General features: G+C 69.5%; 19 protein-coding genes. 8 read left to right on the top strand and 11 right to left on the bottom strand.

Annotated features, from left to right (window positions below):
* Positions 1 to 6: 6 nt before the first annotated feature.
* The 5 genes from EAS64_RS15290 to rsmI form a co-directional block, all read right to left on the bottom strand.
* Positions 7 to 969 (bottom strand): ribosomal RNA small subunit methyltransferase A, encoded by a 963-nt coding sequence (locus tag EAS64_RS15290; protein ID WP_145853692.1) that lies wholly within the window; start codon positions 967 to 969, stop codon positions 7 to 9.
* Positions 970 to 976: 7 nt separating this feature from the next.
* On the bottom strand, positions 977 to 1,825 hold the full coding sequence (locus EAS64_RS15285; protein WP_145853691.1) for a TatD family hydrolase: 849 nt from the start codon (positions 1,823 to 1,825) through the stop codon (positions 977 to 979).
* Between the two features lie 57 nt (positions 1,826 to 1,882).
* A complete protein-coding gene (gene metG / locus EAS64_RS15280; protein WP_145853690.1) occupies positions 1,883 to 3,694 on the bottom strand; it encodes a methionine--tRNA ligase in 1,812 nt (603 codons plus the stop codon).
* Between the two features lie 3 nt (positions 3,695 to 3,697).
* Complete coding sequence (locus tag EAS64_RS15275; RefSeq protein ID WP_222849336.1) at positions 3,698 to 4,909, bottom strand: glycosyltransferase family 2 protein; 1,212 nt, start codon at positions 4,907 to 4,909, stop codon at positions 3,698 to 3,700.
* Positions 4,910 to 6,382: 1,473 nt separating this feature from the next.
* Entirely contained in the window at positions 6,383 to 7,141 is a 759-nt protein-coding gene (rsmI, locus tag EAS64_RS15270; RefSeq protein WP_246115704.1) for a 16S rRNA (cytidine(1402)-2'-O)-methyltransferase, read from the bottom strand.
* Between the two features lie 100 nt (positions 7,142 to 7,241).
* On the opposite strand from rsmI, the gene EAS64_RS15265 reads away from it, so the two are divergent.
* Positions 7,242 to 8,936 carry a dolichyl-phosphate-mannose--protein mannosyltransferase gene (locus EAS64_RS15265; protein ID WP_145853688.1) on the top strand — a complete coding sequence of 565 codons (1,695 nt, stop codon included), beginning with the start codon at positions 7,242 to 7,244 and terminating at the stop codon, positions 8,934 to 8,936.
* Positions 8,937 to 9,107: 171 nt separating this feature from the next.
* Positions 9,108 to 9,671 (top strand): sigma-70 family RNA polymerase sigma factor, encoded by a 564-nt coding sequence (locus EAS64_RS15260; RefSeq protein ID WP_145853687.1) that lies wholly within the window; start codon positions 9,108 to 9,110, stop codon positions 9,669 to 9,671.
* On the opposite strand, the gene asnB is transcribed toward EAS64_RS15260, so the two are convergent.
* Both asnB and EAS64_RS15250 read right to left on the bottom strand, forming a co-directional pair.
* On the bottom strand, positions 9,668 to 11,584 hold the full coding sequence (gene asnB, locus EAS64_RS15255) for an asparagine synthase (glutamine-hydrolyzing) (protein ID WP_145853686.1): 1,917 nt from the start codon (positions 11,582 to 11,584) through the stop codon (positions 9,668 to 9,670). The genes EAS64_RS15260 and asnB overlap by 4 nt on opposite strands.
* Before the next feature lie 16 nt (positions 11,585 to 11,600).
* The gene (locus EAS64_RS15250) at positions 11,601 to 12,386 is read right to left on the bottom strand and encodes an SDR family NAD(P)-dependent oxidoreductase (RefSeq protein ID WP_145853685.1); all 786 of its coding nucleotides are present in this window, start codon (positions 12,384 to 12,386) and stop codon (positions 11,601 to 11,603) included.
* Positions 12,387 to 12,575: 189 nt separating this feature from the next.
* On the opposite strand from EAS64_RS15250, the gene plsX reads away from it, so the two are divergent.
* Both plsX and argS read left to right on the top strand, forming a co-directional pair.
* A complete protein-coding gene (plsX, locus tag EAS64_RS15245; RefSeq protein WP_439333610.1) occupies positions 12,576 to 13,679 on the top strand; it encodes a phosphate acyltransferase PlsX in 1,104 nt (367 codons plus the stop codon).
* A 69-nt stretch (positions 13,680 to 13,748) separates the two neighbouring features.
* A complete protein-coding gene (gene argS, locus EAS64_RS15240) occupies positions 13,749 to 15,488 on the top strand; it encodes an arginine--tRNA ligase (protein WP_145853684.1) in 1,740 nt (579 codons plus the stop codon).
* A gap of 75 nt (positions 15,489 to 15,563) precedes the next feature.
* Here argS and EAS64_RS15235 read toward each other — a convergent pair whose 3' ends face one another.
* The gene (locus tag EAS64_RS15235) at positions 15,564 to 16,352 is read right to left on the bottom strand and encodes a leucyl/phenylalanyl-tRNA--protein transferase (RefSeq protein ID WP_145853683.1); all 789 of its coding nucleotides are present in this window, start codon (positions 16,350 to 16,352) and stop codon (positions 15,564 to 15,566) included.
* Positions 16,342 to 19,689 carry an amino acid adenylation domain-containing protein gene (locus EAS64_RS15230; protein ID WP_246115757.1) on the bottom strand — a complete coding sequence of 1,116 codons (3,348 nt, stop codon included), beginning with the start codon at positions 19,687 to 19,689 and terminating at the stop codon, positions 16,342 to 16,344. Before EAS64_RS15230 ends, EAS64_RS15235 begins: the two co-directional genes overlap by 11 nt.
* A 227-nt stretch (positions 19,690 to 19,916) precedes the next feature.
* Between EAS64_RS15230 and EAS64_RS15225 the strand changes: the two genes are divergently transcribed.
* The 4 genes from EAS64_RS15225 to EAS64_RS46735 all read left to right on the top strand — a co-directional run bounded on the left by EAS64_RS15225 (position 19,917) and on the right by EAS64_RS46735 (position 24,921).
* The gene (locus EAS64_RS15225) at positions 19,917 to 23,105 is read left to right on the top strand and encodes a putative bifunctional diguanylate cyclase/phosphodiesterase (RefSeq protein ID WP_145853681.1); all 3,189 of its coding nucleotides are present in this window, start codon (positions 19,917 to 19,919) and stop codon (positions 23,103 to 23,105) included.
* A 14-nt stretch (positions 23,106 to 23,119) separates the two neighbouring features.
* Positions 23,120 to 23,854, top strand: a complete 735-nt coding sequence (locus EAS64_RS15220) for a GNAT family N-acetyltransferase (RefSeq protein WP_145853680.1) — start codon at positions 23,120 to 23,122, stop codon at positions 23,852 to 23,854.
* Between the two features lie 113 nt (positions 23,855 to 23,967).
* On the top strand, positions 23,968 to 24,144 hold the full coding sequence (locus EAS64_RS43585) for a hypothetical protein (RefSeq protein ID WP_187365945.1): 177 nt from the start codon (positions 23,968 to 23,970) through the stop codon (positions 24,142 to 24,144).
* 339 nt (positions 24,145 to 24,483) lie between these two features.
* Positions 24,484 to 24,921, top strand: coding sequence for a cold-shock protein (locus tag EAS64_RS46735; protein ID WP_145853679.1), 438 nt, complete (start codon positions 24,484 to 24,486; stop codon positions 24,919 to 24,921).
* Positions 24,922 to 24,926: 5 nt separating this feature from the next.
* On the opposite strand, the gene EAS64_RS15210 is transcribed toward EAS64_RS46735, so the two are convergent.
* Together EAS64_RS15210 and EAS64_RS15205 are read right to left on the bottom strand one after the other, a co-directional pair.
* Positions 24,927 to 26,141, bottom strand: coding sequence for a sensor histidine kinase (locus EAS64_RS15210; RefSeq protein WP_145853678.1), 1,215 nt, complete (start codon positions 26,139 to 26,141; stop codon positions 24,927 to 24,929).
* Positions 26,138 to 26,818 carry a response regulator transcription factor gene (locus tag EAS64_RS15205; RefSeq protein ID WP_145853677.1) on the bottom strand — a complete coding sequence of 227 codons (681 nt, stop codon included), beginning with the start codon at positions 26,816 to 26,818 and terminating at the stop codon, positions 26,138 to 26,140. Before EAS64_RS15205 ends, EAS64_RS15210 begins: the two co-directional genes overlap by 4 nt.
* Positions 26,819 to 26,943: the final 125 nt, after the last annotated feature.

Here is a 26,943-nt window from a genome sequence, read left to right as displayed (position 1 = left end):
CCAAGCCTACTTCGTGGCTGCCTGGGCGATGCGGGCGAAGTCGGTGATGCCCAGCGTCTCGCCGCGGGCCGCCGGGTCGATCCCGGCGGCGCGCAGGGTGCGTTCCGCGTCGGCCGGCGAGCCGGCCCAGCCCGCGAGCGCGGCGCGCAGCGTCTTGCGCCGCTGCCCGAACGCGGCGTCGATCACCGCGAAGACCGCCTCGCGGCTCGCGCTCGTCTCGGGATGGTCGCGCCTGGTGAACGAGACGAGTTTCGAGTCGACGTTCGGCACCGGCCAGAAGACGCTGCGCGGCACCGTGCCGGCCGGCCGTGCCTCCGCGTACCAGGCGAGCTTGGCCGACGGCACGCCGTAGACGCGGCTGCCCGGACCCGCGCACATCCGGTCGGCCACCTCGGATTGCACCATGACAACGCCGCGTTCCAGCGCGGGGAAGGCGGCGAGCAAGTTAAGCACCACGGGAACCGCCACGTTGTACGGCAGGTTGGCGGCGAGCACGGTCGGCGCGGGCGACCCGATCTCCCGCTCCCCGACCGAGAGCGCATCGCCGGCGAGCACGGTCGCCCGGCTGGCGAGCCCGGGTGCGCGCTCCGCGAGCGTCTTGGGCAGTTGCGCGGCGAGCACTGGATCGATTTCGACGGCCACCAGGCGCAGCGGGATCATCTCTGGCCCCGACGGGGGCAGCCGCGCACCGTCGCGCACGGCGGTACCGCAGATCCCGTCGGCGAACGCCGGGCCCGCCGCGTCGGCAACGGCCTCGAGCAGGGCGAGCGTCAGCGACCCGAGGCCGGGGCCCACCTCGAGGATCACGTCGCCGGGACGCGGGGCGGCCAGCGAGGCGATCTTGCGGACGGTGCCCTGTTCGATCACGAAGTTCTGGCCGAGCTTCTTGGTCGGCCGCACCCCGAGCCTGGCCGCCATGTCCCTGATGTCCCCGGCACCGAGCAGGCGCACGGCCGCCGTAGCTGTCATCGAGGCGCTACCAGCCGAAGACCTGGGCGCCGGTGTTCTGCAGGTGGCGGCAGAAGTCCGCGAGGTCCAGCTTCTTCAGGTGGGCCAGGAAGCGGATCGTGTAGGCGGTCATCGCCGGGGAGTTCGGCTTGCCACGGTGCGGTACCGGGGTGAGGTACGGGGCGTCGGTCTCCGCGAGCAGCAGCTCCGCCGGGGCGACAATCGCCGCCCGGCGAAGCGAGTCCGCGTTCTTGAACGTCACGTTGCCTGCGAAACTCATTACGTAGCCCGCCGACGCGCACCGCCGCGCCATCTCCGCGTCGCCCGAGAAGCAGTGGAAGATCACCGAGTACGGCGGCCAGGGCGCGTACTCCTCCAGGATCGACAGCACGTCCTCGTGCGCGTCGCGGTCGTGGATCATCAGCGCCTTGCCGGTCCGCCTGGCAAGCTCGATATGCGCGCGGAACCACGTCTGCTGTACGTCGTGAGCCGAGTAGTCCCGGTAGTAGTCAAGGCCCGTCTCGCCGATCGCCACCACCTTCGGCGACTCCGCCATGGCCGAGATCGCGGCGAGCACCGGTTCGCGCTCCCGGTAGACCGCGCCGGTCTCGTTGGGGTGGATGGCGACCGCCGCGTACACGTCCGGGTACTCGGCGGCGGCCGACACCGCCCACCGTGAAGACGGCAGGTCGCAGCCGACGTTGACCACCCGGCGGATTCCCGCGGCCTGCCCCGCGGCCATCAAGCCGTCGACCGGCAGGCCGATGATGTCCATGTGCGTGTGCGCGTCGAAGCCACCCGGATCCGGGAGCGCCGCCGCCCCCTCGGCAGCGGCGAGGGAAGCAGGCAAATCCACGCCCCCGTTCTGATTACTCATTACTCCTCGAACCCTTTTCTTCCTGCCACTCCCCTGAAGTGGCCCCAGACGCTTCCATCAGGAAGAAAAGGATTCGCCGCCGAGCCGGGCGAGTTCCTCGTCGACCACGGACGGGTCCAGCTTGGTGAAGAGCGGGGCGGGGACGGCGAGCGCCGCGCCGGCGGTCACCGGGCGGGACTCCCAGCGGAAGGTGGAGTCGTAGTCGCCGGTGATCACCGAGTACGACGGGCCGCCGTCCTCGTCCACCGTCTCCAGCCGCGGCATGCCTGACCAGTCGCCCTTGCCGCCGAGCATCTCGTGCACCGCCTGCGACGAGCGCGGCAGGAACGGCGTGAGCAGCGTCTTCGCGTCGGCGATGGCCTGGAGCGTCACGTGCAAGACCGTCTGCATCCGCTCCGGGTCCGATGTCCGCAGCTTCCACGGCGCCTGCTCGGAGAAGTACTTGTTGGCCTCGCCGACCGCGCGCATGGCCTCGTTGGTCGCGAACTTGAACCGGGAGTGCGACAGATGCTCCCCCACGGTGGCGAAGGCGCCCGAGGTGGTCTCGAGCAGCGCGCGGTCCGCGTCGGTCAGTTCGCCGGCCGCCGGGATGGACCCGATGTTCTTCGCGGCGAACGACACCGCCCGGTTGACCAGGTTGCCCCAGGTCGCGACCAGCTCGTCGTTGTTGCGGCGGACGAACTCGCTCCAGGTGAAGTCGGTGTCGTGCGTCTCCGGGCCGGCCACCGCGACGTAATACCGCAGCGCGTCCACGTCATAGCGCTCGAGGAAGTCCTTGACGTAGATGACCACCTGGCGGGAGGAGGAGAACTTGCGGCCCTCCATGGTGAGGAACTCGCTGCTCACCACTTCCGACGGCAGGTTGAGCTGCCCGAACATCCCCGCGGTGCCGCCCTTGTCGCCGTGGCCCGCGTAGCCGAGCAGCATGGCCGGCCAGATCTCCGAGTGGAAGACGATGTTGTCCTTGCCCATGAAGTAGTAGGCCTCGGCGCTTTCGTCGTTCCACCAGGCCCGCCAGGCCTCCGGGTCACCGGACCGGCGCGCCCACTCGATGGACGCGGACAGGTAGCCGATCACGGCGTCGAACCACACGTAGATTCGCTTGTCGTTGCGGTCCCGCCAGCCGTCGAGCGGAACCGGGACGCCCCAGTCGAGGTCGCGGGTGATCGCCCGCGGCTGGAGGTCGTCGAGCAGGTTGAGCGAGAACTTGAGCACGTTCGGCCGCCAGTGGCCTTCCTTGGACTTCAGCCAGTCGCCGAGCACGCTGGTGAAGGCGGGCAGGTCGAGGAAGTAGTGCTCCTGCTCGACGAACAAGGGCGTCTCACCGTTGATCTTGGAGACCGGGTTGATCAGGTCGGTCGGGTCGAGCTGGTTGCCGCAGTTGTCGCACTGGTCGCCGCGCGCGTGCGGATAGGAGCAGATCGGGCAGGTGCCCTCGATATAGCGGTCGGGCAAGGTACGCCCGGTGGACGGCGAGATCGCGCCGAGAGCGGTCTTCGGGAAGATGTAACCGTTCTTCAGCAGCGTCAGGAAAATCTCCTGAGTGACCGCGTAGTGGTTACGGGTCGTGGTCCTGGTGAACAGGTCATAGCTCACGCCGAGGTTGGCGAGGTCGGTGCCGATGACACCGTTGTACCGGTCGACGATCTCCCTGACCGTGGCGCCTTCCTTGTCTGCCTGCACCTGGATGGGGGTCCCGTGCTCGTCCGTGCCGGAGACCATCAGCACGTTGTTGCCCGCCATCCGCTGGTACCGGCTGAACATGTCGCTGGGAATGGCGAAGCCGGAGACATGACCGATGTGCCGCGGGCCGTTGGCGTAGGGCCAGGCCGCCGCGGTCAGGATGTGCTTTGGATTGGCGGGTGACATGGCTTAAAGCCTACGGGTTGTGGCGTGGTCGTCGCTCACATTGAGCGTGGCGGTGCCGCCAACCGGGACGTGCCTTGTCTGCTTGATCCCGAGGATGGACAGGAAGAAAGTGCCGAGGATCAGCTGGCAGCTCAGCACGAGCGCGGTCACCGACGGGACCATCAGCCGCAGCGCGTGCTCGTAGTTGAGGTGACCGAAGGACTGCCCCTGCCAGTAGGTGAGCGAGAAGATGAGCCCGACGAGGCCCGCCAGGCCCACCGCCGCGCCGGTCAGCAGGCCGCGCTCGAGTGACAGCTTGCCGAGCAGCCGCTGCACCTTCGGCTCGGTGGGCAGGAATCCCTCCGAACCGGCATACACCTGGGTGAACAGCCAGAAGAGCATCGCCTGGAATCCGATGTCGACGCATGCGCCGCAGGCGACGAGGGTGTCCACGTCGAGTGAGACGCCGCCGATGGTGACCGGGCCGAGCGCGACGGCCGCGCCGAGCCCGAGGCCGACGATCAGCAGCACGAGGCCGGGGATGAAGAACAGCCAGCGCGGGCTGAACAGCAGCAGGAACCGCAGGTGCCGCCACCCGTCCCGCCAGGTGTTCAGGTGCGGCGGACGGCTGCGGCCGTCCTTGGCGAGAGTGGTCGGGACCTCGGAGATCTTCTGGTGCGCGAGGGCGGCCTTCACGATCATCTCCGAGGCGAACTCCATGCCGGTGGCCTGCAGGCCGAGCGCGATCGCGCTGTCGCGCCGGAAGCCGCGCAGGCCGCAGTTGAAGTCACCGATGTTCGAGCGGAAGAACAGCCGGCCGATGAAGGAGAGCACCGGGGTGCCGAGGTAGCGGTGAAGCGGCGGCATCGCACCCGGGGCGATGCCGCCCTTGAAGCGGTTTCCCATCACCAGGTCCGCGCCCTTGCGCAGCTCCTCGACGAACGGCATCAGGTTGGTGAAGTCGTAGCTGTCGTCCGCGTCGCCCATGATCACGTACTCGCCCCTGGCGGCCAGGATGCCGCCCATCAGGGCACTGCCGTAGCCGCGCTCGGCCACCGGCACCACCCGGGCGCCCGCGTCGGCCGCGAGCTGGCGGCTGCCGTCGGTCGAGCCGTTGTCCGCGAGGACCACTTCGCCGCTGATTCCGCTGTCCGCGATGAACTGCACGGCTTTGCGTACGCAGATTGCCACAGTTTCCGCCTCGTTGAGGCAGGGCATGACAATGGTCAACTCCACGTAAACTCCATTCACCGTATTACCGTGGCACTCGGCGCATTACGGACAAAGCCGGGCGCATGGGGCGCTCGTTAGGCACAGCGCCCCCAGGAGTAGGAGGATACGGGCTTGAGGGTAATGCCTGCGGGTGTATGGCGGTCGGCGACGCGACCGGTCGCCCGGCACCGGCTGCTCTCCGCGGCGCTTTTTCTCGCGTTGCTGCTGCGCATTGACGCCGAGCTGGGTGATCGCTGGCAGTCATGGTTCAACGACTCCTTCACCTACGTGCGCGCCGCGGTGACGCTGACGCCGGAGACCACCCGCCCGTCCGGCTACGCCGTCTTCCTGTGGCTGCTGTCCCCCGCGCACAGCTTCCTGCTGGTGACCGCGACGCAGCACCTGATGGCCCTGCTCGTCGCGGTGATGATGTACGCCGTCGCCAGGCACCGGTTCGGCGCGCCTGCCTGGCTCGCCGTGCTCGTGACGCTGCCCGTCCTGTTCGACGGGTTCGAGATCCAGCTTGAGCACCTGATCATGGCGGACACGCTGTTCCTGTTCCTCGCGATGGCCGGGATCACGGTGGCGCTGTGGACGCCGCGCCCGTCGTGGCCGGCCTGCCTCGCGGCCGGCCTGCTGCTCGGCCTGTCCGCCACCGTCCGGTCCACCGGCCTGCCGCTGCTCGGGGTGCTGGCGGTTTACCTGATCATCGTGCACTGGCGGTCGTGGCGTTCGCTGGCGGCCGGGCTGGCCGTCGCCGTGGTCGCCTTCGGCGTGCCGCTTGCCGGCTACGAGGCCTGGTACGACTCCGCGCACGGCGAGTTCGCGATGACCGACTCCACCGGGGTCTTCCTGTACTCGCGGGTGATGACGTTCGCCGACTGCTCCCGGATGTCGCTGCCCGCCGATCTGCTGCCGCTGTGCACCTCGGTGCCGCCGGGCCAGCGGCCGGATGCGCAGGCCTACATCTGGACGCACGCAAGCCCGCTGTGGCGGCTGCCTGAGCCGGTCTTCTCCCCGAAGGTCAACGCCCTCGCCGAGCGGTTCGCGATCAAGGCCATCGAGGCGCAGCCGCTCGACTACGCGCGCGCCGCGTGGGACGACACCGTGCGGTCCTTCGAGTGGAACCGCTCGGTCTTCCCCAACCCGCAGACCTACGACGACTACCTGTTCGGGTACACCTCGCCGCACATACCGCTCAGCCCGTTCGGCGGGTACGCCACGCCCGAGGCCTATTACGTACGCGGCGCCACCGCCACGGCGATCGTGAACCCGTTCGCCAGCCTCATCCGCGCCTATCAGCGCTGGATATGGCTGCCCGGCACGGTATACGGGCTGATCCTGCTGGCCGGCCTGTACGGGATCGCGCGGCGGTGGCGGCGTGGCGGACGGGAGGCGCTACTGCCCTGGCTGTGCTCGGTGGTACTGATCGTCGCGCCTGCCGCCACCGCCGAATTCGACTACCGCTACGTGACGACCGCCGTGCCGTTCGCCTGCCTAGCCGTCGCGGTGGCGTTCGGCTCGGCGCGCCTCGCGCGCCGCGGCGCGGGCGGCGGCCCTGACAGCCGCCTGGCCGATGCCGGCGACGACCAGCGTGATCTCGCCCCGGACTCCGCCGCCTGACTCCTCCTGGCCCGCCGCCCAGGCGGCGAGCTCGCCGAGCGAGCCGCGCACGATCTCCTCGTGCGTCTTGGTGAGCTCGCGGCAGACGACCGCGGCACGGTCATCGCCGTGCGAGTCGCGCAGCTCCGCCAGGGTCGCGGCGACCCGCCGCGGCGACTCGAAAAGCACGTGCGTGCGCGGATCGGCGGCCAGCTCGCCGAACCGGCGAGCCCGCTCGCCGGTCTTGCGCGGCGGGAAGCCCTCGAAGCAGAACCGGTCGGTGGGCAGGCCGGAGACCGCCAGGGCCGTGGTCACCGCCGAAGGGCCGGGCACCGCCGTCACCCGGATCCCCTCCGCCGCCGCGGCCGCGACCAGCCGGTAACCGGGATCGCTGATGGCCGGCATGCCCGCGTCGGTCACCACTAGCACGTCCTTGCCCGCCGCCAGTTCGGCCACAAGCTCGGCGGCCCGCCGCACCTCGATCACGTCGTAGTAGGAGACCACTCGCGCGCTCAGCCGCACGTCAAGCGCGGCGGCGAGCTGCCTGACCCGCCTGGTGTCCTCGGCCGCGATCACGTCGGCGGCGGCAAGTGCCTCGGCGAGCCGCGCCGGCGCATCGGCGGCCTGGCCGATCGGCACGCCGGCCAGCGTCAAAACGCCAACCTGGGCGTTACCTTCGCGTTCCCTACCAGGTACACGATCGGCAGAATTTCTCGTCCCCACGCGGGCCTGCCTCCACATAGCATTGCGTTCGATGACCGCTACGCAGGCCGGCCAGCCGGCCAAGGATCCCGACGACGGCCCCGCCGAGGGCGGCCGCGACATGGCCGCCGACGTCTTCTCACGTGCCGGCGAGGCGGCAGGCGGCACCGCCGCCGAGCGGATCGCTGCGCTCCGCGGCCGGCTGCTGACACCGATGCCGGACGACCGGCTGTGGGGCTGGATCGGTCCGCTCCTCGTGACGCTGTTCGCGGCCATCCTGCGGTTCAACAGGCTATCGGTTCCCAACGCGGTCATCTTCGACGAGACCTATTACGCCAAGGACGCCTGGTCCATCCTCAAGCACGGGGTGGAATGGAACATCATTCCAAACCCCGCCAAGAACGCCGATTATGTCAACAACCTGATCATCGCCGGGCATACCAGCATTTTTCAGGCTTGTTCCGGCACCGGCTGCGGCGAGTACGTGGTCCAGCCGCCGGTCGGCAAGCTGGTCATGGCGGTCGGCGAGTGGATCTACGGGCTTACCACCCTCGGCTGGCGGGTCGCACCCGCGGTCTTCGGAACGCTCGCCGTCCTTGTGATGTGCCGCGTCGCCCGCAGGCTCACCCGCTCTACGCTGCTCGGCTGCACGGCCGGCCTGCTGCTCGCGCTCGACGGCCTCGAGTTCGTGCTCAGCAGGACCGGGATCCTCGACATCTTCCTGATGTTCTTCGTGCTCGCCGCGTTCGGCGCGCTGGTGGTCGACCGTGACGTGTCCAGGGAGCGACTGGCCGAGGCGGTGGTGCTCCGGCCAGTCGATCAGGCCGGGCCGGCGCTGGGGATCAGGAAGTGGCGCGTGCTGGCCGGCGTGCTCATCGGCCTCGCCTGCGCGACCAAGCAGTACAGCGCCTGGTACATCCTCGCGTTCGCCGGCCTGTGCATCGCCTGGGACCTCGGCGCCCGCCGCGCGGCCGGCCTGCGCGCCTACTGGCGCGGCGCGCTTGTCAGGGACGCCAAGTGGCTGCCGCTCACGCTCGGCGTGATACCGCTCGTCACCTACACCCTCACCTGGCTTGGCTGGCTGATCACCAACACCGGCTACGACAGGGACTGGGCACAGCAGAACGGTGTCAGCAACCCGGTCGTCGCCCCGCTGTACTCGCTGTTCCAGTACCACAAGGAAATGCTGCAGTTCGGTGTCGGCCTGAAGTCGCCGCACCCGTACATGTCGCAGCCGTGGGACTGGTTCGTCATCAGCCGTCCGGTCGCGTTCTACTGGACGAGCTTCACCGACTCGGCGGGGCTGCACGTCGCCAAGACCGGCACGACCGGCCCGTATGTCCAGGAAGTGCTCGCCATCGGGAACCCCGCCATCTGGTGGGTTTCGCTGCCCGCCATGCTGTTCTGCCTCGGCTGGTGGCTGACCCGCAGGGACTGGCGGGCAGGCGCGGCGCTGCTCGGCGTGGCCGCCGGCTGGGTGACCTGGCTGCCGTTCGTGTCGCGGACCAAGTTCTACTACTACGCGCTCGAGTTCGAGCCGTTCCTGATCATCTGCATCGTGCTGTGCCTCGGCCTGATCCTGGGCTCGGCCTCTTCCCGGCTGCACAGGGCGATCGGGTCGGTAGTCGTCGCCCTCTATGTCCTCGCCGTCCTCGGGGTGTTCTGGTACTTTTACCCGATCCTCTCGGGCAAGATCATCCCGTACTCGGACTGGCTGTCTCACATGTGGTACAGCGGCTGGATTTAGCCCCTTCGCTCCGCCTGTCTGCTGGCTTATGAGCGTTTTTTCAGGGTAGATACAGCTTACTCGCGACGACGCGACATATCTTGAGGTGATCTCAGTCACATATTGGACCGCCGGAGCCGTTTCATTCGTCTACATGAGTGAGAAGGAGCCGACCAACCCCCGGAGCCAGGTATGAGCCCGATGGAAGACGACGACAGTCGCATCCGGTTCGAGCGCGACGTCGTGCCGCAGCTCAGCCAGTTGTACCCGGCGGCACTACGGATGACGCGCAACCCCACCGACGCCGAGGACCTGGTCCAGGAGACGTCGGCGAAGGCGTACGCGGCATTCCACCAGTTCCGCCCCGGCACCAACCTTCGTGCCTGGCTTAACCGCATCCTCACCACGACGTTCATCAACGTCTACCGCAAGCGCCGCCGCGAACCGCAGCAGGCGCTCGGCGGCGACCTGCAGGAATGGCAGATGTCCGCCGACCGGCTGGCACCGCCCGTCCCCTCGGCCGAGGCCGAAGCGCTCGACCACATGACCGACTCGGACCTGCTCCGCGCGCTGCGCGGGCTGCCTAACGAGTTCCGTACTACGGTCTATCTCGCCGACATCGAGGGCTACCCGTACCGCGAGATCGCCGAGATCATGGGCACGCCCGTCGGCACGGTCATGTCCCGGCTGCACCGGGGACGGCGCAAGATCCGCGAGGCGCTCGCCGACAGCGGCATCCTGCCCGCCGAAGGCTAGGGTGCGGGGGGGTCGTCCCCCCGCAAGCTGGCCTGCCAGCCGAGCGCAACCGGGTCGAAGACCCGCTCCACGAAGATCTGGTGCCAGAGCGAGAACACCGCCAGTGCCCAAACCTGCCGCCAGCGCACGTCGGGGTCGCCGGCCTTGAAGCGGCGCAGCACATCCATGACCGCCCGCTTGTCCAGCCATTCCTCGGTGTGCGCCTCGCGGATCACCTGATCTGCGTAGCCGGACAGCTCGCCGCGGAACCAGTGCCCGATCGGGACGGGGAAGCCGAGCTTGCGGCGCTCCGCGCTCTCCTGCGGCAGCAGGCTGCCCACCGCCTCGCGCAGCACGAACTTGGTCGTGCCAGCGGCGGTCTTCTCCGCCCGCGCCAGCCTGCTCGCCACCGACATCACCTCGCGGTCGAGGAACGGCGTACGCAGCTCCAGGCCGTGCGCCATTGACGCGCGGTCGGCCTTGACCAGGATGTCGCCGGGCAGCCAGGTATTGATGTCGACGAGCTGCATGGTGGCCACGTCATCGAGCCCGGCGGCGTCGGCCTGGTCGAATAGCGGGCCGGTCACGTCGTAGGCGCTGCCGCCGCCGTACCTGGTCAGCACGTCGATTTCCGCGGCCGAGAAGACGTTGGCGTTGCCGATGTACCTGGTGCGCAGCGGTGTCGCGATGCGCTCGAGCAGCCCCTTGCCCTTCTGCCCGGACGGTATCCGGTCGGCCATCGCCGCGGCGATGGAACGCCCGGGGCCGAGTTTGGTCGCCGCTCTGACCACGCCGGGCTGGTGGTACACGCGGTAGCCGCCGAACAGCTCGTCGGCGCCCTCTCCCGACAGCACCACCTTCACGTGCCGCCGTGCCTCCCTGGCGACGAACCAGAGGCCGACCGCCGAGGCGTCCGCCATCGGGTCGTCCAGGTGCCAGATGATCTGCGGCAGCCTCGCCGCGAACTCCTGCGCCGTGATCAGGTACGGCACGTTCCGCAGCCCGAGGACCGCGGCCGTCTCCTGCGCCTGCTCGATCTCGCTGTAGCCGGGACGCGCGAACCCGGCGGTGAACGTGAGCATGCCGGGCTTGGTCTCCGCCGCGATCGCGCAGATCGCCGCGGAGTCCACGCCGCCTGACAGGAACGCGCCCACCGGCACATCGCTGCGCAGGTGGACGGCGACTGAGCCGCGCAGCGCGGCGAGCACGCGCTCCGGTGAGTCCGCGGCGGGCGAGCGGGCCGACCGCAGCATCGGCCGCCAGTACCTGACGGGCCGGTCGAGCGGCTCGCCTGGCCGTACCGACAGGAAGCAGCCCGCGGGCAGGCAGTTTACCGGCGGCGTCATGGTCGCGGGCGCTGGGACGTACTGGAACGCCAGGTACCTGCGGAGCGCCTCGGGATCGATCACCGTGACCTCGCCGGGGCCGAGCAGCGCCTTGCGCTCCGACGCGAAACGCAGATGCCTGCCGCCCTCGGCCAGGGTGTAGTACATCGGCTTGATGCCGAACGGGTCGCGCGCGCAGAACAGCTCTCCGGTCTGGCTGTCCCAGATGGCGAAGGCGAACATGCCGCGCAGCCGCCGCAGCGCCTCCCTGCCCTCCGCCGCGTAGGTCTCAAGCAGCAGCTCGGTGTCTGACCGGCCGCGCAGCGTCACCCCGCGCGACCGCAGCCGCTGCGCCAGTTCCCCGTAGTTGTAGATCGCCCCGTCGTAGACGATCAGAAAACGGCCGTCGGCGGACCGCATCGGCTGCCGCCCGGCGGCTGACGGTTCAGTGACCGCCAGCCGCCTGGCGCCAAGCGATATCGGACCGTCCGAGATCACATGCTCGTCGTCCGGCCCTCTGTGCGCCATCCGCCGCACAGCACGGAGCACCCAGTCCGCGTCCGGCCTGGTTCCCCCCGCCAGTGCGAGGCACCCCGCGATCCCCGACATACCTCCCCCGAAAGCATCACTTGGGCTGGAACCGGATCCCGCCGTCGAACCTGATGACCTCCGCGTTCATGTAGTCGTTCTCGACCAGCGAGCGGACCAGCTGCCCGAACTCGTCCGCACGCCCAAGCCGCTTCGGGAATACCACCGGCGCCGCCAGCCTGGCAAGGAACTCGTCCGCTTCCTTGCCGCCGCCAGCGATGGACTTGTAGATAGGCGTGAAGATGACGCCTGGGCAGATCGTGTTGACGCGCACGCCGATGACAGAAAGGTCGCGGGCGGCGGGGACGGTCATCCCGATGATCCCGCCCTTGGACGCCGAGTAGGCGATCTGCCCGGTCTGGCCCTCGATGCCGGCGACAGAGGAGGTGTTGATGATGACGCCACGCTGGCCGTCCGCGTCGGCGGGCTCGGTCTTCGCCATCGCCGACGCCGCGAGCCGCAGCACGTTAAAGGTGCCGGTCAGGTTCACCGCGATGACCTTGGCGAAGCTCGCCAGGTCGTGCGGCGAGCCGTCGCGGTTGACGGTGCGGGCGGCGTAGCCGATCCCGGCGCAGTTCACCACCACCCGAAGCGGGTGACCCGACCCCTCGGCGGCGGCGATGGCCGCTGCGGCGTCCCCTTCGTCGGTCACGTTCGTCTTGGCGAACTGCCCGCCGATCTCTTCGGCGACCTGCTTGCCCAGCTCTTCATTCAGATCGGCGATCACCACGTGCGCGCCCGCGGCGGCGAGCACGCGCGCCGTCGCCTCGCCAAGTCCACTCGCGCCACCAGTGACAACCGCGGAAGTTCCGTTCAGCTCCATGGCTGCGAGCATAGTGAACAGTTGTCTTCCTGCCAGGCCTGCCCCGGCAGGAGATTTTTCCGTGCTGCGAGTGACCGGGTTCATCTCCCGGTTGCCCGCCCCTGCTTTAGGGCTGGCGATAATGGCTGCGAAAGATGTCTAATCTTGGCCACGACAGAGACTTAGGGGATTAGCACTCACGTGAGCCATGTGCCGCCGGGCCAGGATGACGCCCGTGAACTTCCGACGCCGGTGCTGCGCGTTCCTGCGCGCGAACCGGTGATCGCGGTCGACGCGATGGGCGGGGACTACGCGCCGGACGAGATCGTCGCCGGCGCGCTCGCGGCGCAGCGCGAGCACGGCCTTACTACGCTGCTCACCGGCCCGCCGGCGCGGCTGCGCCCGGTGATCGCCCGGCTCGGCGCGAGCTCGGATCTGCGCGTCGTGCCCGCCGAGGACTCCGTTGGGATGGGCGAGGGCGCCCTGGCCGGCTTCCGGCGGCCCAGGTCGAGCATCGCCGTCGCGTGCCAGCTTGTGCGGCGCGGCCAGGCGAGCGCGGTCGTCTCCGCCGGGTCAACGGGCGCCATCGTGGCAAGCGCCAGGCACCGGGTCCTCCCGCTGCCCGGCGTGCCGCGTCCCGGCCTTGCCGTCCTGCTGCCGACGTACCCTAAGCCGACCGTGCTCATCGACGCCGGCGCGACCGCGGACCCCAAGCCGGAGATGCTCGTGCAGTTCGGCCACCTGGGCGTCGCGTATGCGCAGATCGCGCTTGGCATACCCAAGCCCAAGGTGGGGCTGCTCACCATCGGCGCGGAGCCTGGCAAGGGCAACGCGCTGACCCGCCGGGCACACGAACTGCTGACCGCCGAGCCGCAGGGCGGCGCGCAACCGCTGTATTTCGCGGGCAACATTGAGGGCGGAGACCTGATGGCGGGCGCGGTCGACGTGATCGTCACCGACGGGTTCACCGGCAACGTGGCGCTCAAGACCCTGGAGGGCGCCATCAGGTTCGCGGCAGGCGAGCTGCGCACCGCGCTCACCAGCACCAGGGCCGCGCGTCTAGGCGCCGCGCTGCAGCGGCGCGGGCTGCGCGAGCTCAGCCACCGCCTGGAGCCCGAGTCGTACGGCGGCGCCGCGCTGCTCGGCCTCGGCGGCACTGTCGTGATCGCGCATGGCGCGTCCACCGCCCGCGCCGTCACCTCGGCCTGCGCTCTGGCCGCCACCCTGTCCAGGGGAGAGATCACCGAGAAGATCCGGGAGCGGATCGGCGTCAGCGAGCAGCGCCGCGCCCACTTCCTCCGTCGCGAGCGGTGACACCTGGCGGCCGGTAACTCCGGGTGATATTCGGTCGGCCCTTCCCAACCGGGCCGATAGGCTTGACACATGGCAGATCCACAGCAGGTCCTCAGCGCACGGGTGCGCGACGCCCTCGTAGCCGCCTATGGCGCGGCCTACGCTGACGCGGACCCGCTGATCCGCCCCTCCCAGTTCGCCGACTACCAGTCCAACGTGGCGCTCTCGCTGGCCAAGCAGCTCGGCAAGGCGCCACGGGACATCGCGGCGGAGATCGTCGGCCACCTGGACGTCGGTGACATCGCCGAGCCGCCCACCGTCAGCGGCCCGGGCTTCGTCAACTTCAGGCTCAGCAACGCCTGGATCGCCGCGGCGACCACCGAGATGCTCGCGGACCCCCGCGTCGGCACGCCGCGGACCACGAATCCAAAGACGGTCATCGTCGAGTACTCCTCGCCGAACATCGCCAAGGAAATGCACGTCGGCCACCTGCGCTCGACGATCGTGGGCGATGCGATCGCCCGGGTGACCGACTTCATGGGTGATCACCTGATCAGGGACAACCACGTCGGTGACTGGGGCACGCCGTTCGGCATGCTGATCGAGCACCTGGTCGACGTGGGAGAGGACTCCGCGGAGGCGGGGCTGCTTCGCACCGACCCGAACGCCTTCTACCAGCACGCACGGGTCAAGTTCGACTCCGACCCGGCGTATGCCGACCGGGCGCGGGAACGGGTAGTCAAGCTGCAGTCCGGCAACGACCCCGCGACCATGCAGCTCTGGCAGGACCTGGTGGACATGTCCAAGGCGTACCTGCGGGACACCTATGCCCGGCTGCGGGTCACGCTCACCGACGATGACATCAGGGGCGAGTCGTTCTACAACGACATGCTTGCCGACGTCGCAGAGGACCTTGAGGCCGAGGGGCTCGCGCGGATCAGCGACGGCGCGCTGTGCGTCTTCCCGCAAGGATTCACCAACCGGGACGGCACCCCGCTGCCGGTGATCATCCGCAAGAGCGACGGCGGCTACAACTACTCCTCCACCGACCTGGCAACGGTCAGGTACCGGGTGGACAAGGTCAACGTCGACCGCGCGATCTACGTCGTCGGCTCCGACCAGGCGCTGCACTTCAGGATGATCTTCGCCGCCGCCAGGGAGGCCGGCTGGCTGCCGGCCGGCAAGGACTTCGAGCACGCCCAGATCGGCATGGTCCAGGGCAAGGACGGCCAGCGGCTGCGGACCAGGGCAGGGGACAACGTCAAGCTCAGCGACCTGCTCACGGAAGGCGTCCAGCGGGCTCGCACGCTCCTGGACGAGGCCGAGCGTGACGATGAGGGCCTCGACCTCGACGCGATCGCGGAGGACGTCGGCATCGGCGCGATCAAGTACGCCGACCTCTCCACTTCGCGGGACAGCGCGTACATCTTCGACTGGGACCGGATGATCTCTTTCAAGGGAAACACCGGCCCTTATCTCCAGTACGCGACGACCAGGATCAGGTCCATCTTCCGGCGTGCCGGGCTCGGCGAGGACACGCCTGGCGGCCCCATCGTCATCACCGAGCCGGCCGAACGGGAACTCGGCCTCAAGCTCCTCGGGTTCGGCGCGATCGTCACCCAGGTCGCCGACACGGCCGAGCCGCACCGGCTCTGCGGCTACCTGTTCGAGGTCGCCAGCCTGTTCACCGCGTTCTACGAGCAGTGCCCGGTGCTCAAGGCCGACGACGAGGAGACCAGGCAGTCCAGGCTCGCGCTGTGCGCCGCCACGCTGCGGGTGCTGACGACCGGTCTCGGCCTGCTTGGCGTGCCCCTCCCCGAGCGCATGTAGGGCCGCTCAGAGGTTTCCCCAGGCCGTTAGGGCTTAGGCCCCTCTCCATGGCCCTGAGCGTGCTCTCCGGGCCGCTCAGGGCTGTGCGGGCAGCAGCCGCAGCGCGGGGAGCGCCTCGCGGGGCAGCGACACGGGTGCCGCCGACCGGTCGAGCAGCGCCAGGTACTGCTCTCGCGCCACCGGCGCGGCGCCGAGAGAGCGCAGGAAGGGGCTGTCCCACTGTGCGTCGATGACCTTCCCGCCGACTACCCCGAGCCTGGCCCACATGTCGGCGACGGCGATCGCGGCCCCGCCGGGGTGCCGTCCGAACAGCGAGTCGCCGCTGAGCACCTCGCCGATGCCCATACAGAGCGCGCCGCCGACCAGGTCGTCGCCGCGCCACACCTCGATGCTGTGTGCCCAGCCGGCGGTGTGCAGCTCGGCGAGCGAACCGAGCAGCGAGTCGGTGAGCCAGCGCGGTTCACGGCCCGCCCGGCACTCCTCGGCGACCCGCCGGAACGCCGTGTCGGCCGATGTGACGAGCCCGTCCCTGCGCAGCCGCTTCCTGACGTTCCTGCCCAGATGGACCCCTTCTCCCTGGATCAGTAGTCTCGGGTCGGGCGACCACCACGCCACCCAGTAGGGGTCGTCCCGCGAGCCGCCGACGATGGCGATCGCCCCCGCAGCCACCTTGTCCTCGTACAGGACCTCATTGCGGGTGCGGATGAACTCGGTTTCCGCGGGGATCGGGACGATGCCGCGCCGGTACCCGCCGAGCACGCTCGCGGGGCTCAGGTCCGCGCAGAAGGCCACCGGCTGGTCAGCGCTGGCCTGGCCGACCGGGAATGTGAACGACTCCCAGCCCGGGTAGCGGCTAGCCGACATGCGCCTGCAGCTGCCCGGCCTGCGGAGCCGGCAGGTAGCCCGTCTGCATCAGCCGTTCCACATTGCGGTCAAGCAGTTCCCCGCTGACGGGCGGGAAGGCTATGCCGCTGCCGAGCAGTGCGTGCTCGGTATTGGACCGGCCATAGACAGGAAAGACGTGCGACAGGTACATCTCGGCCACAGTGAGGCCACCCGCCACCCGGCCCACGAAGAGCGGCAGGAAGGCCGCCATGGGGTGCGAAGGGTCGCGGGCAGCCTGCCGCGCGAGCTCCCGCACCCAGTCGTCGACGGGTATGTCCGCGATCTGGTACCCCTTGTCCCGCATCCGCCCGACCAGGGTGCCTATCGGCGCCATCTCGGGGCTGGCCAGATGGTAGGTACGGCCCGCCGCACCCGCGGTGACCGAGATATGGCGCATGGCCGCGGCACAGGCATCGGCGGGCACGAAGTCAAGCGGAAGGTCGATATCGGGCGCGAGTCCGGTGTCAGCGATGAACCTGATCATCGCGGCCATCTCGGTCGACGTGCTCCACGCGCCGGTGCGCAGGCTGCCGACGATATCCAGCGGCCGGTAGATCGCCATCGGCAGGCCGGCGCGACCAGCGGCGCGCAGCAGCTCCTCGGCAACGTACTTCGTCTCCACGTATCCCATGTGCAGCAGCTCGGGATACGCGAGGGGCGTCTCCTCCGTCACCTCGCGGACGCCGGCCACGCCGAGGCCCGCGAGTACCGCGGTGCTCGACACGTAGTGCAGCGGGATCGCACGGTACATGGCGGCGAGCCTGATCAGCTCTCTGGTGCCCGTCACGTTCGCCGCCCGCAGCTCCTGATACGGGTAGATGAAGTTGACCTGGGCGCCGGCGTGGTAGATCGTGTCGAGCCTCCTGGCCAGCTCACGGAACCTGGCATCGGAGAGCCCGAGCCGCGGCTCGGCGAGATCACCGGGCAGTGGCACGACGCGATCGCCCCGCGGGACAGGAAGCTCGTACCGGTCGGCGGCATGCCTGAGCCGCGATAGCACGGCGTTCTCGTCGCGAGCGCGGACCAGGCAGTGCACCCGGGCGCCGGTGGCGGCGAGCAGCTCGCTAAGCAGGTGGGCGCCGAGGAATCCGGCCGCTCCAGTGAGCAGCACCTCACCCGGGTTGCGCCACTCCGGCTCGGCACGGGACGGTGCCTGGTCACCGTGTGCGGAACCCGCCTGGGCGCCGCGCTCGCGGACCTTGAGGCTGAGCCTGGTTTCGCGGTCGAAGTCGATCTCGGCCTGGTCTCCGTCAGTGCTCAGCCGCCCCGCGCGGGCATCCTCCACCGCCGCCGCGAACGCGCGCAGCGTGGGATCGCGCAGCAGGCTGCGGGTGAGCGAGCGCACCGAGTCCGCGGGGATGCCGAAGAGAGCGTCGGTATGCGCCAGCATCTCCGCCGCGAGCAGTGAGTCGCCGCCAAGCGCGAAAAACTCGTCTTCAAGGCCCACCTGGTCCTGGGTGAGCAGCCTGGCCCACAAGGCGGACAGCCCTGCCTCGGTGGGCGTGAGCGGCTCGGCCTTGCCGCGCCCGCCCTGCCGACGTTGCTGCGCGGGCATGGCCCGTGTCCGCTCTGCCCTGCGGGCATCGCCGGTTTCCTTGCGGGGCCTGGCGGCCGGGTTCTGCTGCGGGTGCCGGACGATGAAGGCCGCGGGAACCATGTAGCTGGGCAGCCGGTCGAGCAGGTAGCGCCGCAGGCTCGCCGCCCGCGGGTGATGCAGGGCCGTTCGCGCCGCGGTGCGAGTCGGCGTGTAGTAGGCGACAAGGCGGGTGTGGCCCGAGTGGTTCGACGACGCCACCACCGACACCTCCTCGATGTCCGGGTGCCCGGCGAGTACGGTCTCGATCTCTCCCGGCTCGACGCGGTAGCCGCGGACCTTGAGCTGGCGGTCAATCCGGCCCGCGATCTCCAGAGTGCCGTCCATGAGCCAGCGGCCAAGATCTCCGGTCCGGTACATCCGGCTGCCTGGCTCGCCCGCCGGGTCGGGCAGGAACCGCTCCGCGGTGAGCCCTAGGCGCCCGATGTAGCCGCGCGCGACGCCGGGACCGCCGATGTAGACCTCGCCCGATCCCCCGGGCGGTACCGGGTTGAGGTGCCCGTCCAGGATCGTGATCCGCGCGGGGCCTGCCGGACGGCCCGCCGGCACCGCAGTCCACGGTTCCGGCGGCCGCCAGCCGCTCACCTCGAAAAGGGCCGAGGTGATGGTCGCCTCGGTAAGCCCGTACGCGTTAAGTAGCCGGGCCCCCGGCACCGCCCGCAGTGCGGCGGCACAGTCGGCGGGATCCGCCATCTCGCCCCCGGTGATCATCAGCCGGAGGCTGCGCAGGCGCTCGTCGTCCGGCTTGGTGAGGGCGAGCATCTGGTGCCAGTAGGCGGGCGTCAGGTCCACGACGGTGACTCCCCTGCGTTGGATGCCGCGCAGCAGGTCGGAGGGCGCCAGGGTGCCAGACGGCGGCAGCGTCAGCCTGGCCCCCCTGGTCAGCGCGACGAAAATCTGCTCTACCGACGTGTCAAAGGCCATGGCGGCCATCTGCGCTACCCGGTCGTCCGGGCCGATCTGGTAGTCGGCCGCCAGCGGGGCGATCTCGCTGGCCAGGCTGCCGTAGCTGACGGCGACCGCCTTGGGGTCGCCGGTGGACCCCGAGGTATGGATGACGTAGCACAGATTGTCCGGATGCGGGCGGCCAACCGGACCCGCGGCGGGCCCTGATGCGAGGTCCGCCTGCCCGGCGAACGGCAGCATCCTGGCCGTGGGGCAGGGAAACGAGGCTGCCGCCGCCGTTAGCACCACGGCCGGTCCCGCCTGGGCGCACATCATTGTGAGCCGCTCCGCCGGCAGGGCCGGGTCGAGCGGCAGGTATCCGCCGCCCGCCTTCATGACCGCGAGGACGGCCCTGATCAGGTCGATGCCCCGCTCCAGGTGGACGCCGACGACTACCTCAGGCCCCACCCCGTTCTCGCGGAGGTGTCTCGCGAGCCGGCCGGCCGACTCGTCAAGCTCGCAGTAGGTCACCCGTGCGCGGCCGGCCGCGACGGCCACTGCATCAGGCCGGGCGGCGGCCTGCCGGGCAAAGAGCTCGTGGACGAACGCCTCGCCGTCGCCCGCTGCCTGGTCACCTGGCCTGGCCGTCACGCTGGCTGGCGCGATGTCCGGCCATGCGCCCTCAATGGCGGCCAGGCAGTCGCTTCGCGGCATCACGCCGGACTGCCGCCGCCAGCCGCCAGGCACCGGAAGCGCCGCACGCCACAAGGAGTGCTGGCCTAGCTGGTTGACCACCACAACGAAGGCATCGGGCGTCGTCTCTCCGGGCTGGGGCATGTAAGTCACGAATGGTTTCCCATGTAATGTCCCGAAATGAACGAGGACGGATGTCATTACCTTCAGTTCCTGCCCGCAGCATTCCTTGGCGACACTTCTATCAATTGCCTAAATTCATCGCAAATTGCACAGAGATGCAGGTAGAGGGGGTACAGAAGGTGGGTACAGTGCGTTTACGAGAGATCTGAAATTTACTCAGCAAATCAGGCGAGCACAGGAGGATTGCCGTGGAGCACAGATATGTTCTCAGCGGCTACGCCGTCTTGGTCGCACTGCTCATCGGGATTTACTACAGCCTCGGCGGCGGCCCGCGCATCGTTGCCTGGGGGCTGATCAGCCTCAGCGGAGTGGCCGCCATCATCACAGGCCTGGTGGTCAACCGGCCTGCGAGGAAGGCGCCGTGGATCCTGCTCGCCGCCGCGCTCAGCTGCTTCGCGGCCGGCCAGCTCACCTTCCTGATCGCGAAGCAACTCCAGGTGGCGCTGCCCTTCCCGTCGTTCGCCGACGTGCTCTACCTGTCCTGCTACCCCCTGTACGCGGCCGGGCTGCTGATCTTCATCAAGTGGCGCACCCCGGACGGCGATCTGCGCAGCCTCATCGACGCGCTGACGCTCACCGCCGGCCTTGGGCTGCTGTCGTGGACCTTCCTGATCCGGCCCTACGTCAACGACCAGACTCTGACCGGGCTGCAGAAGACCGTGGCGATCGCCTACCCGCTCGGCGATGTGCTGATGCTCGCCCTGCTTACGAGGCTGCTCGCGCCGGGGACCGGACGGGCCCGGTCCGTTCAGCTGCTCACCGTAGGCGCCGTCGCCTGCCTGGCGTCCGACACCGCGTTCACCGCGATGCAGCTGCACGGCACTTTCCGTAACGGGACCATCGTCGACCTCGGCTGGGCCCTGTTCTACACCGCGTGGGGCGCCGCGGCGCTGCACCCGAGCATGACACGGCTGACCGACCCGGTGCCAAGGCAGCAGGTCGAGGTCTCGCCCGTCCGGCTCGCCCTGCTGATGCTCGCCTCGCTGATCGCACCGATTGTGCTGCTCACCGTCACAGAGACCTCGGGGGAAGAGGTCGAGGTGATCGCGGTCTTCTCCGCGGTGCTTTACCTGCTCGTGCTGACCCGGCTGTGGGACGCGGCCGCGTCGCACCGCCGTGCGCTCGACAGGGAGAGGGCGCTGCGGCAGGCAAGCCTGTCCCTGGTGACCACCGCGGACGTATCGCAGGTCGCCGTGGCCGTGCGCAGCGCGGTTGACGCCCTGCTGCACGGCCAGTCACAGGGCGACGCACTGCTCGGAGTCCGGATCGACGGCACGCTGCTCGCCGTGAACAGCGGCAGCGATCAGGCGCGGAGCCGTCAGCTCGGGCGGCTCGCCGAGACCTGGCTGCCGCTGGTGAAGGGGACGGCGCCGATCCTCACGCCGATGAACCTGCTGCCCGAGCAGGCCAGGACGGCCCGCCCCGGCGCCGACGCCATGCTGCTCTGCCCGCTGACGCTGCAGGACAGGCCGTCTGGAGACACGCCGACCGGCCTGATAGCGGTGTTCGGTGCCCGGCGCGTCCTGGCTGACTTGTCAGGGACGCTCGAGATCCTGGCACACCAGGTCGCGCTGACGTTGCGGAGCGTCCTGCTCCGCCAGGAGGCCATCCGTCAGCGCAACGAGGCCTATTTCCGCGCCCTGGTGCAGGACGCCTCGGACGCCATCGTGATCGTCGACGACCACGGCACCGTCAAGTACGCGACGCCGTCGACCGCCGCGATCTTCGGTGAGGTCGCCGCGGTTGGCAGGCGCTTCTGGGATCTTGTGGCGAACGAAGACCGCGACGATCTCGCCCGCACGTTCATGCGGCTGCGCGAACGGGCACGGTCCGGCCCGCGGGTCGTGGAGGAGCGGATCACCCGGCTCGACGGCAGGATCGTGCACATCCAGGCCAGGTGCAGTGACCTGCGCGCCGAGCCCAGCGTGGCCGGCCTTGTCTTCACACTCAGGGACGTGACCGGCCAGCACCAGCTCGAGCAGGAGCTGAAGCACCGGGCCTTCCACGACGCCCTGACCGGGCTGCCCAACCGGCTGCTCTTCCAGGACCGAATAGCGCAGCAGGTCGCCAGCTCCAAGCGCACCGGGATGGTCACCGGCGTTCTTTTCGTCGACCTTGACGACTTCAAGGTCGTAAACGACACCAAGGGACACAGCGTCGGCGACGAGCTGCTCGTGGCCGCCGCAAGCCGCCTGGCCGCACTCGTCCGCGAATCGGACACCGCGGCCCGCCTCGGCGGTGACGAGTTCGCGGTGCTCATCGGCAACGCGGAGAGCATCGCGGCCGTCGAAGAAACCGCGGATCGCATCGTCGACGCGTTCCGCGAGCCATTCACGCTCTCCGCGGGGCTGATCACCACCCCCGTCACCGTCGGCGTCGCCACCACCGTGGACAGCACGGACACCGACGAGCTGCTCAGGCACGCGGACCTGGCGCTCTACGCGGCCAAGGCCGCGGGCAAGCGGCAGTGGCGGCTCTACCAGCCGGTGCTCAGCGCCGGCCTGATGCGGCGGCGGGAAATCCAGGAGGCGCTAGAAGAGGCGCTCGCGACTTCCGCCTTCTCCCTGGTCTACCAGCCGATCGTGGCACTCGACACGGGAGACCTGGCCGGCTTCGAGGCGCTCATCCGCTGGCCGCACCCCGAGTGGGGCATGATGCACCCCGGCCAGTTCATCACCCTGGCCGAGGAGACCGGGCAGATCATCGCCATCGGCGCCTGGGTGCTGCGGCGGGCCACCACCGACATCGTCCGGCTGCGCCAGGCGGCGGCTCCACCAGGGACGCGTCATGCCGCCACTGAACCCGGGCCGCTGACCGAGGACCGGCCCGCGGGGAACCGTGACCTCTGGGTCAGCGTGAACGTGTCGGCGCGCCAGTTCGCCGACACCAGGTTCGCCGGCACCGTCCGCCAGGCCATCGCCGCATCCGGCCTCGAACCGCAGGCCATCATGCTGGAGCTCACGGAAAGCGCCCTGCTGCGCAGGGACGAGCGGCTGCACTCGGAACTGGCGGAGCTGAAGGGCATTGGGGTCAAGCTCGCCATCGACGACTTCGGCACCGGGTACAGCTCGCTCAGCTATCTGAGGGACCTGCCGATCGACGTGGTGAAGATGGACAAGTCCTTCGTCGAGGGAATCGCCGATTCCGACCAGCGCCTGGCCCTTGCGGAGGGCATCGTGCAGATAGCGCGCACCCTCAGCCTGGACGTGATCGCCGAGGGAATCGAAACGGAGGTACAGCGAGACCTGCTCTCCTCGATGGACTGTCACTACGGGCAGGGGTTCCTGCTCGCGATGCCGATGCCGCTAACCGAGGCCGAGGAACTGGCCCGCAACGGATTCACCGCATCCGCGCCCGTTCCCGCGCCGCGGCACTGACCAGAGGGACACCCATGGAGCAGCGGATCATCACCACCTCGGACCGGCCTGACCTGGCAGCGCAGAGCGACGAGGCACTGCTCGCCGACTGGCCGGAATTCATACTCCACGACCGGTGCGCCCCGGAGCTCATGGGCCGCGCCTGGCAGCTCTTTCCCCAGTTCGACGTGCGCCTGCTGGAAGACGGCGCCGTCACCGCCGGCGGCTGGGCGGTGCCGTTGCGGTGGAGCGGCGAGGCAGGCGAACTGCCCGACGGCTACGACGGCGCGCTCGCGAGCGCGCTAGCAGGGCAGCACGCCGGGGAGGCGCCGGACACGCTGTGCGTCATGGCCGTGGCGGTGGACCCCGGCCGCCAGCGCGCCGGACTGGCCGGCCAGGTCATCACCGCGCTGCGCGACCGGGCGGCCGAGGCCGGGCTGCGCCGGGTCGTGGTGCCGGTCAGGCCGACGCTCAAGAGCCGCTACCCACTGACCCCGATGGCGGACTTCGCCAGGTGGGCCCGGCCCGACGGGCTGCACATCGACCCGTGGATCCGCACCCACCAGCGGCTCGGCGCCGGGATTCTCGGCCCCGCTCCCCGGTCGATGATCGTGACGGGCACCGTCGCCGAGTGGCAAGACTGGACGGGGATGGCTTTCCCGCAGACCGGCACGTACGTGGTGCCCGGCGCGCTCGACCTGGTGGAGATGGACGCGGAGCGTGACCAGGGAAGCTACGTTGAGACCAACCTGTGGATGCGCCACGCATAGCAGCGCTGAGATGGCGGACGGAGACGAAACGAACCTCGTAGCGTAGTCTCGCAAGGGAGCGAATTTCGGTGGCGGGCCAGCGGTGGCGGCCCGCCGACGCGGAAGGCAGACTGGTGAGCGGAATCGTCCTGCTGGTCCTCATCGGCTTGGGCGTCGCCTGGGTGGTGACCAGAGGCCGTCAGAAGATGAAGCTCCCGGTGACCGGAAGGCACTGGCTGTGGATCGTCATTGCGGTGGTCGTCGTCCTGGCCATCGCCTACGGCGCGAGCGGCCACGTATCGCAACACTAGACGCTTCGTCACCGTAGGTTTTCACGCATACACCCCGGGTATAGCGGTAGTGCGACCGGCGAACCGGGGGGTTTGCCAGGATCTGCCAATGGACTCACGGCCTCGCACGCGATCCCGTCCCAGCACCATCCGAACGTGCGAGGTCGTGACCCCTCCCCGCCAAGACCGTCACGGCGAAGAGACGGTGGCGAGGCCGAGGGCTGGCGAGACTGCGCTCAGGGCGAAATAACCGTGCTGCCAATACCCTCGCGGTACCGATAGCCTAGAACCCGCCATTACATCTGGCCTGCCATCGTCGGCCTGCCGGGTGTCAGTTTCTATCGACGTGAGGTCTTGCTCGTGCCTACCGGCAAGGTCAAGTGGTATGACGCCGAAAAGGGGTTCGGCTTCCTCGCCCGCGATGACGGGGGCGAGGTTTTCGTGCATTCGTCCGCGCTGCCGGCCGGGACGACCGCCCTGGCCAAGGGACAGCGCGTCGAGTTCGGCATCGCGGAGGGGCGCAAGGGCGCGCAGGCGCTCCAGGTGCGCCTTCTCGAGGCGCTGCCCAACGTAACGGCCGCCGTCGCGAAGCACGCCAGGAAGAAGCCCGACGAGATGATCCCGATCATCGAGGACCTCATGAAGCTGCTCGACGGGATCTCCGACGCCTACCGGCGCGGCAAGCACCCGGAGCCGAAGGAAGCCAAGCCGATCGCCGACTTGCTGCGCGCCGTCGCCGACGACATCGCGCCGGAAGAGCGCGGCGCCAGCCGGCCCACCCGCCCCGCCAGCGCATAGGCCCTTCAGCCGCCAGGCAGGCGCACGGTGACGGCCAAGCCGCCGCCCGGGAGCGGGGTGGCGGCGATGTCGCCGCGATGTGCCCTGACCACTGACTGGACGATGGACAGCCCGAGCCCGCTGCCTTCCGGAGCGTCAGGTCCCCCGTGCTGGCACCCTCGGTAGAAGGGCTCGAACAGGGCGCTTACCTCCGGCTCGCCGACGACCGGCCCGCTGTTGGCAACCGTGAGAAACGCGAGGCCGTCGCGGCCGCCGCTGGCAACCTCGAGCCACCCGCCAGGGACGTTGTGCCGCACCGCGTTGTCGATCAGGTTGCACACCAGCCGTTCGGCGAGCACCGGGTCACCGAGCGCTAGTCCAGGGTTTAGCTCGGACGTGATCCGCAGCGAGCCCGCCCTGGCCGCCGGCACCGCCGCGTCAAGCGCGTCCTCGGCAAGCACGGCCAGGTCGAGGACTGACCGCGGTCCTGTGCCGCGGTCGCTGCGCGCCAGCGTGAGCAGCGCCTCGACCAGCCGCTCGGCCTGGCCGGTCGCCTGCCGAACCTCGGCGGCCATCGCCTCAAGCTGCGCGGGGGTCCGTTCCTTCTTGGCCAGTGTCACGTCGATGGCGGTGCGCATCACGGTCAGCGGCGTGCGCAGCTCGTGCGAGGCGTTCGCGACGAACCTGCGCTGACTGGCGAACGCCGCGTCGAGCCTGGCAAGCATCGCGTCGAACGTGTCAGCGAGCTCCTTGAGCTCGTCTTCCGGTCCGGCCAGCGCGATCCGCTCACCCAGGTTCTCCTCGGACGCACGGCGCGCCGCCGCGGTGATCGCGTGCACTGGCCGCAGCACCCGCCCGGCCATGATCCAGCCGCCCACGGCAGAGACCAGCGCCATCGCGGCCAGCCCGGCGACTGAGACGTCAAGCAGGTGGCTGAGCGCCTCGGCGCGCTGCTCCTGCGCCGTCGCGTTGGCGATGCCCTGCGCGGCCGCCATCGCCTCCTGCTTGCATACCTCTGCCTGGGCAGGTGTGGTCGCGCTCGCCTTGCAGTTGTCCATCGACCCGGACGACTTTGTGATCGCGGTGATCTGGTCCTGTGGCACGGTCGACCGCAGGGTGTTCGCGACAAGGCCGTAGGTCACTATGAGCAGCGCCGCCCCCGCGAGCAGGAAAAGGCCGCTATAGAGCAGCGTCAGGCGCAGCCGCACTGGCCGGCGGCTGAGCACGCCTGGTGTCCTCATCGTCGGCCAGGTTCCGCTGGCAGGCCGCGCAGCCGGTATCCGGTGCCGACGAGGGTTTCTATCAGCGGCGGGCTGCCCAGTTTCTTCCGCAGCCGGGAGACCGTCACAGAGACCGTGTTGCTGAACGGGTCGGCATTGACGTCCCAGACGTGGTCGAGCAGATCCTCGGCGCTGACCACGCCACCGTCCGCGGCGACGAGCGTTTCAAGCACGCCGAACTCCTTGCGGGTAAGCACTACCGGCCGTCCCGACCGGGTAACCCGCCGCCTGGCCCGGTCGACGACCAGGTCGCCAATCACCGCTACCGGCGGCGCGGACGGCGCCCGCCTGGCCAGGGCGCGGACCCGCGCCACCAGCTCGGTGAACGCAAACGGCTTCCCCAGATAGTCATCGGCACCGAGGTTGAGCCCGTCGACCCGGTCCTCGACCCCGGCGGCCGCGGTGAGCATGAGAATCCGCGTGACGGTCGGCCCGGCCACAAGCGCCGCGCATACCGCGTCGCCGTGCACCCGGGGCAGATCCCGGTCGAGCACGATCACGTCGAAGCCGGTGACCGCCGTGAGCTCCATCGCGGTCGCGCCGTCGTAGGCGACGTCGACCGCCATGCCCTGATCGCGCAGGCCTTCCGCGATCCGGTCGGCGAGCACCCGCTGATCCTCAACCACTAGCACGCGCACCCCCCCATGGTGCCCTGGCCGGCATGACATCGGCATAACACCGGCAGGTGGCAGCGCCCAATTCGTGTTGGGCAGCTGTTACCGCGCGCCCCGTAGAACTGTGCCCGCCGGCTCGCAGCGGGCCG

This window comes from Trebonia kvetii (assembly GCF_007827045.1).
GTDB lineage: Bacteria > Actinomycetota > Actinomycetes > Streptosporangiales > Streptosporangiaceae > Trebonia > Trebonia kvetii.
This window is presented reverse-complemented; position numbering and strand designations above follow the sequence as displayed.